Raw genomic sequence first — 10,641 nt, 5'->3', positions numbered from 1 at the left:
CGAAGCCCGCTGCGACGCCCAGGGCCGGCTGTGGCTGGGCACCATGCAGAACAACATCGGCGAGCACGGTGAAGACTTGCCGGTGCTGCGACGTTCCGGCGGCCTGTTCCGGGTCGATACCGACGGGCAGGTCACGCCGTTGCTGCAAGGCCTGGGGATTCCCAACACCTTGCTCTGGAACGACGCCGCCACCCACGTGCATTTCGGCGACAGCCTGGACGGCACGCTCTATCGATACCCGATGACTGAACAAGGCCAGCTCGCACCTGCGCAAGTCTGGTTCGGGCCTCACTCCCGGGGTGGCCCGGACGGTTCGGCCATGGACGCCGAAGGCTATATCTGGAACGCCCGCTGGGACGGCAGTTGCCTGCTGCGGCTGACGCCGGGCGGTGAAGTTGACCGGGTCATCGAATTGCCGGTCAGCCGTCCCACCAGTTGCGTGTTCGCAGGCCCCGACCTCAAGACCTTGTACATCACCAGTGCCGCCAGCCCGCTGGATCACCCGCTGGACGGTGCGGTGCTGGCGATCGAGGTCGATGTGCCGGGGAAAATCTGCCACCGCTTTGCAGGATAACCAACAGGCTGTTTAACGCATTCAAAAACAACAACAAGGAGTCACCCTATGAATCGTCGTCGTGGTATCCGTTCCCTGTGCTGCGCCGCTGTGGCGGTGTCCGCCGTCGGCCTGAGCAGCCTGTTGCTGGCGGCCGAGCCGGTGAAGATCGGCTTTCTGGTCAAGCAGGCGGAAGAGCCCTGGTTCCAGACCGAATGGGCCTTCGCCGAAAAGGCCGGCAAGGACAAGGGCTTCGAGGTGATCAAGATCGCCGTGCCCGACGGCGAGAAAACCCTCTCGGCCATCGACAGCCTGGCGGCCAACGGTGCCAAGGGTTTTGTGATTTGCCCGCCGGACGTGTCCCTCGGCCCGGCGATCATGGCCAAGGCCAAAGCCAACGGCTTGAAAGTGATCGCCGTGGATGACCGTTTTGTGGACGCCAAGGGCAACTTCATGGAAGACGTGCCTTACCTGGGCATGGCCGCGTTTGAAGTGGGCGAGAAGCAGGGCAGTGCCATGGCCACCGAAGCGAAAAAACGTGGCTGGGACTGGAAGGACACCTATGCGGTGATCAATACCTACAACGAACTCGATACCGGTAAAAAGCGCACTGATGGCTCGGTCAAATCCCTGAAGGCTGCGGGTATTCCGGATGACCACATCCTGTACGCAGCCCTCAAGACCCTCGACGTCCCCGGCAGCATGGACGCCACCAACTCGGCGCTGGTCAAGCTGCCCGGCGGCGCGAAAAACCTGATCATCGGCGGCATGAATGACAACACCGTGCTTGGCGGCGTGCGCGCCACCGAAAGCGCCGGGTTTGCGGCGGCGAATGTCATCGGCATCGGCATCAACGGCACCGATGCCATTGGCGAATTGAAGAAAGCCAACAGCGGCTTCTTCGGCTCGATGCTGCCCAGCCCGCACATCGAGGGCTACAACACCGCGAGCATGATGTTCGAGTGGGTCACTACGGGTAAGGAGCCGCCGAAGTACACGGCGATGGATGAGGTGACGCTGATCACCCGCGAGAACTTCAAGCAGGAGCTGGAAAAGATCGGTTTGTGGAACTGATGGCCGCTGACGTTTCCCGGCAGCCCTGCTAACGCCGGTACTGTGGGAGCTGTCGAGCTTTGGCGAGGCTGCGATAGCGGTGGGTCAGGCACCTTGGATATTGATAGTGCCTTGGATATTGATAGTGCCGACGTCATCGCAGCCTCGCCAAAGCTCCACAGCTCCCACAGGTTTAGTCAGCAGAGAATTTCAGCACGGTATTCTGCGTGTAGGTCTGGCCAGGATCGAGACGGGTAGAGGGGAAGCTCGGCTGGTTGGGGCCGTCGGGAAAATGCTGGGTTTCCAGGGTGAACGCACTCCAGTGGGCGTAAGGCTTGCCACCCTTGCCCTTGATCGTCCCGTCGAGGAAGTTGCCGGTATAGAACTGCACGCCAGGCTCGCTGGTATACAGCTGCAAGCGGCGACCGGACTGCGGGTCACGAACGTCGGCGGCCAGTTTGCCGATATCACCCTTGGCATCCAGCACCCAGTTGAAGTCAAAACCGCCTTGTTTAGGTTCGGCGAATTTCAGCTGGGGATGATCGTCCTTGATGTGCTGGCCGATGGCAGTGGGCTTGAGAAAGTCCATCGGCGTGCCGGCGACCGGGGCCAGTTCGCCGGTGGGAATCAGGGTGCTGTTGACCGGGGTGTAATGGCTGGCATGCAGGGTGGCGACCTGCTTGAGCACATCACCGCTGCCGGCGCCGGCGAGGTTGAAGTAACTGTGGTTGGTGAGGTTCAGCACCGTGGGTTTGTCGGTGGTGGCCTTGTAGTCGATGTGCAGTTCGTTCTTGTCGTTGAGGCTATAGGTGACATCGACTTTCAGGTTGCCGGGGAAACCCATCTCGCCGTCCTTGGACAGGTAGCTCAGGGTCACGCCCACCGAATCGTCCTGCTTGACCGGCTGGGCTTTCCACACATGCTTGTCGAAACCTTGCGGGCCGCCGTGCAGCGAGTTCGGCCCGTCGTTGAGGGGCACTTGATAGCGTTTGCCGTCCAGTTCAAAGCTGCCCTTGTCCAGGCGGTTGCCAAAACGGCCGATGGTCGCGCCGAAGAACGCAGTACCGGCCTGGTAGCCCTGGACGTCATCGAAGCCCAGCACCACGTCGGCGAACTGGCCGTGTTTGTCGGGTACTTTCAGCGACTGCAAGACCGCGCCATAGGTGATGACCGTGGCTTGTACGCCATGGCTGTTACGCAATACATACTGCTCGACGGCGGTGCCGTCATTGGTTTTACCGAAGGGTTTGTGTTCGCTGGACAAGCCAGCCGCCTGAGCGCCCAGGCTGGCCACCGCCAGGGAGAGGCCAAGGCCGGTAAGCAGGAATCGGGATTGCCGCATGACTGAGCTACCTTTATTGTTGTTAATTAAATAGTTCTACTATTTATTCAGCTGCAGGGCTGATTTATAGCCAATATCGCGAAACATGCAATATAAAATAAGACTAAATACAGCGGAGTGACTGCCACATGAACACTGAAAAACAGCCCGGCGCGCAGGCGATGTACCCGGACCTGCGGGATAAAACCGTGCTGATCTCCGGCGGTGCTTCCGGGATAGGCGAGGCCATGGTGCGTGCCTTCGCACGCCAGGGGGCCAAGGTAGCCTTCGTGGACCGGGCGCAAGGGCAGGGCGACCGATTGGCGGCGATATTGTCGGCCGAGGGCCATGCCGTCGAATTCGCCCATTGCGATATCACCGACGAGATCGCGTACAAGGCCGCGATAGCGTGCCTGGCGCAAAGTCTTGGACCGATCGACGTGCTGGTGAATAATGCCGCCAATGACGTTCGGCACACCCTGGATGAAATCGACTCGGAGCGGTTCGACCAACTGATTTCGGTCAACCTGAAGCACGGGTTTTTCGCGGCCCGGGCCGTGGTGCCGATGATGAAGGCCGCAGGCGGCGGGTCGATCATCAACCTGGGTTCCATCGGCTGGATGATGGCTTCCAGCGGCTACCCGGTATATGCCGCCAGCAAAGCCGCCGCCCACGGCATGACCCGGGCCCTGGCGCGGGAGCTTGGGCCCAGCCGTATCAGGGTCAATACGCTGGTGCCGGGCTGGGTGATGACCGAGAAACAACTGGCGATGTGGGTGGATGACGCGGCCCGGGAGTTGATCGCCCGCAGCCAGTGCCTGCCGGGCAGTGTGGAGCCGGAACATATCGCCAATATGGCGCTGTTCCTGGCCTCTGATGTATCGGCGATGTGTACCGCACAGAACTTCATTGTGGACGGCGGCTGGGTCTAGGCCGGGGAAGGGTCGCCATCCCGGATGCAACGAATCGCCGCCCGGGGCCTCATACAGTAACGAACGGTGGTTCATATGCAGCCACCGCAACCGACTACTTCATGGGTGCAGGTGATTGATTTATGACGGACGCCGATAAGAAACATGTGGCCTGGCTGGTGGAACAATCGATGCTGCATGCCGCCAAGCAGCGCGCCAGGCTTTATTCGGGGCAAGGCCGGTTGTGGCAACAGCCGTATGCCCATACCCGGCCCCGTGATGCTTCGGCCCTGGCATCGGTGTGGTTCACGGCCTATCCGGCGTCCATCGTCACCCGCGAGAACGGCAGCGTACTGGAGGCCCTGGGCGATGAAACCTTGTGGCACGCGCTGTCGAAAATCGGCATACAGGGCATCCATAACGGCCCGCTGAAACGCTCGGGCGGTCTATCCGGCACCGAGCACACTCCCACCATTGACGGCAATTTTGACCGCATCAGCTTCGACATCGACCCGCAACTGGGCACCGAAGCCCAGCTTCAGGCGCTGGCCCGCATGGCCGCCGCGCACAACGCGGTGATCATCGACGATGTGATCCCGTCCCACACCGGCAAGGGCGCGGACTTCCGCCTGGCCGAGATGGCCTACGAAGACTATCCCGGGCTCTACCACATGGTGGAGATCCGCGAAGAAGACTGGCCGCTGCTGCCCGATATCAGCGAGGGCCGCGATGCGCAGAACCTCAGCCCGCAGCAGGTCGACGTGCTCAGGGACAAGCACTACATCGTCGGCCAGTTGCAACGGGTGATCTTCTTCGAACCCGGGGTCAAGGAAACCGACTGGAGCGCGACCGATGTGGTCATCGGCGTGGACGGCAAGCCCCGCCGCTGGGTGTACCTGCATTACTTCAAGGAAGGGCAGCCGTCGCTGAACTGGCTGGATCCGACCTTCGCCGCGCAGCAGATGATCATTGGCGACGCCTTGCACGCCATCGACGTGATGGGGGCGAAAATCCTGCGCCTGGATGCCAACGGTTTCCTCGGCGTGGAACGAAAACTGGAAGGTAACGCCTGGTCTGAAAGCCATCCGCTGTCCATCACCGGCAACCAGATCCTGGGCGGCGCGATTCGCAAGGCGGGCGGTTTCAGCTTCCAGGAACTGAACCTGACGGTGGACGACATCGCCGCCATGTCCCACGGCGGCGCAGACCTGTCCTACGACTTCATCACGCGCCCGGCTTACCAGCACGCGTTATTGATGGGCGACACCGAATTCCTGCGCCTGATGCTGCGGGAGATGCACACCCTGGGCATCGACCCCGGCTCGCTGATCCACGCCTTGCAGAACCATGACGAGCTGACCCTGGAACTGGTGCACTTCTGGACGTTGCACGCCCATGACACCTACCTCTATCAGGGGCAGACCTTTCCCGGCGGCATCCTGCGCGAGCATATCCGTGAGCAGATGTACGAACGCCTGGCTGGCGAACACGCGCCGTATAACCTGAAGTTCGTGACCAACGGCGTGTCCTGCACCACCGCCAGCATCATTACAGCGGCGCTGGGCATTCGCGACCTTGAGGCGATTACCCCGGCGGATATCCAGCAGATCCGCCAGATTCACCTGCTGCTGGTGATGTACAACGCGATGCAACCGGGGGTGTTTGCACTGTCCGGCTGGGACCTGGTGGGCGCATTGCCGTTACCGGCGCAGGAGGTGGCCCACTTGATGCTGGATGGCGACACACGCTGGATCCATCGCGGCGCCTATGACCTGGTGGACCTGAATCCGGATGCGGAGCAATCCGCCGGGCAGATGCCACGCCCGAAAACCTTGTATGGCAGCCTGATCAGCCAGTTGGCCGACCCGGATTCGTTTGCCTCGCAACTGCAAAGAATCCTCGCGGTGCGCCGAGCCTACGACATCGCCGCCAGCCGCCAGATCCTGGTGCCGGATGTGCAGCACCCGGGGCTGTTGATCATGGTGCACGAGCTGCCGGCGGGCAAAGGTACTCAGATCACGGCGCTGAACTTCGGCTCGACGCCGATTACTGAAACCCTGCACCTGCCCGATATTGCGCCCGGGCCGGTGGTGGACATCATCAATGAGCGGGTGGAGGGCGATCTGACACCCGAGGGTGATTTCACCATCACGCTGGATGCGTATGAAGGCTTGGCGCTGCGGGTAGTGATCTGACCCACTGATCCACTGCAGGAGCGAGCCAGCTCGCTCCTACACGGGGACCGGCTGTTCCGCCTCCTGATGGTGCGTGGAGCCAATGAACATATACATCGCCGGCACCATGAACAGCGTCAGCACGGTACCGATCGACAACCCGGCGAAGATCACCAGGCCCATGTCATGCCGTCCCGCAGCCCCGGCACCGGAGGCCCACACCAGCGGCACCACGCCCAGCACCATGGCGGCGGTGGTCATCAGGATCGGCCGCAAACGCACGCCGGCGGCTTCTTCTATGGCCTCACGCTTGCTGTGACCGGCGCGCTGCAACTCGTTGGCAAACTGCACGATCAGGATCCCGTGCTTGGTGATCAACCCCAGCAACGTCACCAGCCCCACCTGGGTGTACACGTTGATCGAGGCAAAGCCCATGGTGATAAACGCCAGCGCGCCGAAGAGTGCAGGGGGCACCGAGAACAGGATCACCACCGGGTCGCGGAAACTCTCGAACTGAAACGCCAGGGCCAGGTACACGATCAGGATCGAAAACATCAGCAGGCCGAAGAACCCGCCGGATTCCTGCATGAACTGGCGTGATTCGCCGGAGAAGTCCGAGGTGTAACCCGACGGCGCAATATTGGTCAGAATGGTGTTCAGTTTCGCCAGCAGTTCGCCCTGGGCCACGCCGCTGACGCCCGACAGGGTCGCCGAGTTGAGTTGCTGGAAGTGGTTGATGGATTCCGGCTGGGTCGAGGTTTCGATATGCGCCACGGTCCGCGCCTGGATCATGCTGCCGGATGGCGTGCGAATGTAATAATCGAGAATCTGGTCCGGGTTGAGGCGATCAACCTGCAACACCTGGGGAATCACTTTGTACGAGCGCCCGGCAGTGGAGAAGTAGTTCACGTAGTTGCCGCCCAGTGCCGCGGACAGCGCCGCACCGACGTCGGCCTGGGTCATGCCCAGTGCGGCGATTTTTTCCCGGTCCACCACCAGCTTGGCTTGTGGCTTGTCGAGTTTCAGGTCCATGTCGGAGAAATAGAACAGCTGTTGTTTCTGGGCCTCGGCCACCACGGCCTGGGCGACTTCGTTGAGGTTTTCCACCGAGTCGGTGGTGGTGATCACGAACTGCACCGGCAAGCCCTGGGCGCCCGGCAGCGACGGCAGCGGGAAGGCCGCAATGGTGGCGCCCGGCACCTGGTTCCATTTCTGCTGGAGTTCCAATATCAGTTGGGCCTGGGAGCGCGAGCGGTCGCCCCAGTTTTTCAGCAGCACACCGCCCAGGCCCTGGTTGAGGATAGGCAACCCGGTCAGCTGGAACATCTGCGCGTATTCCGGCTCTTTGTTGGCGATCTGGAAGGCCTGGTCGGCGATGCGCTCCATCTGCTGCGGCGAGGCAGTGGGCGGGCCCTTGATCTGCATGAACACCAGCCCCTGGTCCTCGGTGGGCGACAGTTCGCTTTTGGCGGTCATGCCGCTGGCGGCCACCAGCAGGAACAGCACAAAACCAAACGTCACCAGCACCGGCCATACGTTCAGGCCGCCCGAGAGTACGCGGTGGTAACGGCCCCGCAACCAGTCGAAGTACTGATCGAGCTTGCGGGCAAACCGGCCTTCTTCCTGCCCGGACTTGAACAGCCGGGAGGTCATCATCGGCGAGAGCGTCAACGCCACCACGGCCGACACGGTCACGGCACCCGCCAGTGAGAAGCAGAACTCCTTGAACAGCGCACCGGTAAGGCCGCTGCGCAGCCCGATGGGCACGTAGGCGGCGATCAGCACCACGGTCATCGCGATGATCGGCCCACCCAGTTCCCTCGCGGCAACCAGCGCAGCCTCCAGCACGCCTTTGCCTTCTTCCTTGATATGCCGGTCGACGTTCTCCACCACGATAATCGCGTCGTCCACCACCAGGCCGATCGCCAATACCAGGGCAAGCAGGGTCAGCAGGTTTATCGAGTACCCCAGCAGGTACATGATGAAGAAGGTCCCGACCAGCGACAGCGGGATCGCCACCAGCGGCACGATCACCGCGCGGAACGAGCCGAGGAACAGGTAGATCACCACCGACACAATGATCATCGCCTCGACCAGGGTCTTCACCACCTCATAGATCGAGGTGTTGATGAACTCCGTGGAGTCATACACGATCTCGCCGCGTACCCCGGTGGGCAACTGGGATTGCAGCTCGGGGAAGGCTTCGCGCACGCTGTCGGCCACCGTCAGGATATTGGCAGTCGGCGCCGTCTTGATGCCGATGAACACCGAACGCTTGCCGGAAAACGCCACGCTGCTGTCGTAGCTTTCGGCGCCGAGGGTGACGGTGGCCACGTCCTCCAGGTACACCAGGGCATCGCCTTTCTGCTTGACCACCAGCCGCTTGAATTCATCCACCGTGTGCAAGTCGGTCCCGGCCGTCAGGTCGACTGTCACCGTTTGCCCGCGGGTGGAACCGACAGCAGACAGGTAGTTGTTGTTGGCCAGGGCGGTGGACACGTCCTGGGCGGTCACGTTATGCGCCGCCAGTTTGTTCGGGTCCATCCAGGCGCGCAGGGCGAACTGGCGCCCGCCGAGGATTTCGGCGGTTTGCACGCCCTGGATTGAGTCCAGCTTGGGCTTGACCACCCGCACCAGGTAGTCGGTGATGTTGTTGGTAGGCAGGGTGTCGCTGTAGAAACCCAGGTACATGGCGTCTGTGGTCTGCCCGACCGCCACCGTCAGCACCGGTTCCTGGGACTGCGCCGGCAGTTGGTTCTTGACCGAGTTGACCTGGGTGTTGATCTCGGTGAGGGCCTTGCTCGCGTCGTAATTCAGCCGCAGCGTGGCGGTAATCGTCGAGACACCGGTGATGCTCGTTGAAGACAGGTAGTCGATGCCCTGGGCCTGGGCGATGGCCGATTCAAGCGGCTGGGTGATAAAGCCGGCAACGGTGGAGGCGTCCGCGCCGTAGTAGGCGGTGGTGATGGTGACCACGGTATTTTCGGTGCGTGGCCATTGGTTCACCGGCAATTCGAAGATCGAGCGCAGCCCCAGGATCAGGATGAACAGCGAGACAACAATCGCCCAGACCGGCCGCTGAATAAAGGTATCGGTAAGCTTCATGGGACACCTTTAGTGTTCTTGGGGAGTCGGCGCAGGATCGTTCAGCGGCGCGGCGCTGTTATCGACCTTCACCGGCGAGCCATTCTTGAGCTTCATCTGGCCGCTGGTGATCAGCAGGTCGCCTTCCTTCACGCCCGACAGGATCGCCACCTGATCGCCCCGGGTCGGTCCGGTCTTGATAAAGGTCTGTTGCGCGGTGAGGACTTCCTCACCCTTGTCGTTCTTGCTCGATGTGGCAATGAATACCGTGGTGCCGTAAGGGTTGTAGGTCACCGATGTCTGCGGGACGGTGAGGTAGCGCTGCGTCGCACCGGAGTTGACCACGGCGCGGGCAAACATCCCGGGCACCAGGTTCTGTTTGGGGTTGTCGACGGTGGCTTCCACGGTGACATTGCGCGTGGTGGCGTCGAACTGGGTGTCGATGGTGCTGATCTTGCCGGTGAAGGTTTGATTGGACAGGCCGTCGGCCGTTACCGAAACCCCTTGGCCGATGGCGATGGCCTCCATTTGAGTCTGGGGCACCGTGAAGTCGATGTAGATCGGATCGAAGGTTTGCAGCGTGGCGATCTTGTCGCCGGGGTTGAGGTATTGGCCAGGGTTGACGCTGGTGATGCCGATGCGCCCGGCAAACGGCGCGCGGATGGTTTTTTTCGCCACCAGCGCGCGCTGTTGTTCGGCGGCGGCGAGCTTGGCTTTGAGGTCGGCGGTGTCAGTGTCCACTTGTGCCTGGGAGATGGCGTTAACCGCCAGTTGCGCCTTGTCACGCTTGAGGACGATCACCGCCAGGTCAGCCGTGGCCTCAAGGGAATGCAGTTGCGCGATGTCCGAGTCGGCATTCAGTTGGACGAGCAGCGCCTGGGCCGCCACTTCTTGCCCGGGCGTGAAGCCGATGGTGCGCACGATGCCGCCCACTTCAGTGGTCACATCCACCCCCCTGACCGCTTTCATTGAGCCCACGGCGCTGACATTCGGTTGCCAGTCGCTGAACGGCACCTTCATGGCCGTGACCACGGAGGCCGGCAGGGGCATTTTCGACTGGGCGATCAGCGCCGAAATCTGCACGAACTTCACCCCGGCAATGATCGCCACAATCACCAGCACCACCACGATCATGATGATCATCGGCCGCCACAGTCGGCGCTTGCGCGGTGCGCCGGGCTCGGTGGGCAGGGGAGAGGCGGTTATGACGTCAGCCATGGATGTTCTCGCTGTTTCAAGAGTTCAGTTCAGTTGAACCGTGCCGAATCGGCAGGCGCTGCCTCGTTCCTGGCCGGCATGATCTCGTTCCACGAAGGCAGGCCGAACCGATCAGGCCGGCCCTTGGTGGCAGGGTCCACATCGGTACGGTTCCACCATCCGCCACCCAATGCCTGGAAGAGCGCGGTGGTGTCGCTGTAGCGGGAGGCCTGCGCCCTGACCCGGGCCAGCACGGTGTTCTGGTAGGTTTGCTGGGCCGTGAGCAGGTTGATGTACGCCACGGCACCGAGTTTGAACTGCGCCTGCACCAGGTCCAGGTTGGCTTGG

7 protein-coding genes and 1 pseudogene are annotated in these 10,641 nt (G+C 61.8%); 4 read left to right on the top strand and 4 right to left on the bottom strand.

The genetic code is table 11. The features are described from left to right. On the top strand, positions 1–574 hold a 574-nt coding region (locus HX846_RS07685), incomplete at its 5' end, for an SMP-30/gluconolactonase/LRE family protein (protein WP_178965204.1). Positions 575–622: 48 nt separating this feature from the next. Beyond that, positions 623–1,627 carry a substrate-binding domain-containing protein gene (locus tag HX846_RS07680; protein WP_003217769.1) on the top strand — a complete coding sequence of 335 codons (1,005 nt, stop codon included), beginning with the start codon at positions 623–625 and terminating at the stop codon, positions 1,625–1,627. A 172-nt stretch (positions 1,628–1,799) separates the two neighbouring features. Here the strand turns inward: HX846_RS07680 and HX846_RS07675 are convergent, their stop codons facing one another. Further along, entirely contained in the window at positions 1,800–2,948 is a 1,149-nt protein-coding gene (locus HX846_RS07675; protein ID WP_102369085.1) for an aldose epimerase family protein, read from the bottom strand. A gap of 128 nt (positions 2,949–3,076) precedes the next feature. Here HX846_RS07675 and HX846_RS07670 point away from each other — a divergent pair, with 128 nt between their 5' ends. Together HX846_RS07670 and treS are read left to right on the top strand one after the other, a co-directional pair. Then, a complete protein-coding gene (locus HX846_RS07670) occupies positions 3,077–3,859 on the top strand; it encodes an SDR family NAD(P)-dependent oxidoreductase (RefSeq protein ID WP_003217767.1) in 783 nt (260 codons plus the stop codon). A gap of 122 nt (positions 3,860–3,981) precedes the next feature. Continuing rightward, positions 3,982–6,033, top strand: coding sequence for a maltose alpha-D-glucosyltransferase (gene treS / locus HX846_RS07665; RefSeq protein ID WP_008433350.1), 2,052 nt, complete (start codon positions 3,982–3,984; stop codon positions 6,031–6,033). Between the two features lie 36 nt (positions 6,034–6,069). Here treS and HX846_RS07660 read toward each other — a convergent pair whose 3' ends face one another. The 3 genes and pseudogenes from HX846_RS07660 to HX846_RS07650 all read right to left on the bottom strand — a co-directional run. Continuing rightward, on the bottom strand, positions 6,070–9,117 hold the full coding sequence (locus HX846_RS07660; protein WP_008433352.1) for an efflux RND transporter permease subunit: 3,048 nt from the start codon (positions 9,115–9,117) through the stop codon (positions 6,070–6,072). A 9-nt stretch (positions 9,118–9,126) separates the two neighbouring features. Then, the gene (locus tag HX846_RS07655) at positions 9,127–10,239 is read right to left on the bottom strand and encodes an efflux RND transporter periplasmic adaptor subunit (protein ID WP_008433355.1); all 1,113 of its coding nucleotides are present in this window, start codon (positions 10,237–10,239) and stop codon (positions 9,127–9,129) included. 104 nt (positions 10,240–10,343) lie between these two features. Next, a pseudogene (locus HX846_RS07650) lies at positions 10,344–10,641 on the bottom strand (RND transporter); the annotation flags it as partial.

It is taken from the genome of Pseudomonas sp. K5002 (assembly GCF_013386655.1).
Lineage (GTDB): Bacteria > Pseudomonadota > Gammaproteobacteria > Pseudomonadales > Pseudomonadaceae > Aquipseudomonas.
This window is presented reverse-complemented; position numbering and strand designations above follow the sequence as displayed.

Bases quoted from the DNA above. Each gene is read 5' to 3' on its own strand.
- HX846_RS07680 (WP_003217769.1), top strand. From the start codon at position 623: ATGAATCGTCGTCGTGGTATCCGTTCCCTGTGCTGCGCCGCTGTGGCG.
- HX846_RS07675 (WP_102369085.1), bottom strand. From the start codon at position 2,948: ATGCGGCAATCCCGATTCCTGCTTACCGGCCTTGGCCTCTCCCTGGCG.
- HX846_RS07670 (WP_003217767.1), top strand. From the start codon at position 3,077: ATGAACACTGAAAAACAGCCCGGCGCGCAGGCGATGTACCCGGACCTG.
- treS (WP_008433350.1), top strand. From the start codon at position 3,982: ATGACGGACGCCGATAAGAAACATGTGGCCTGGCTGGTGGAACAATCG.
- HX846_RS07660 (WP_008433352.1), bottom strand. From the start codon at position 9,117: ATGAAGCTTACCGATACCTTTATTCAGCGGCCGGTCTGGGCGATTGTT.
- HX846_RS07655 (WP_008433355.1), bottom strand. From the start codon at position 10,239: ATGATCATCATGATCGTGGTGGTGCTGGTGATTGTGGCGATCATTGCC.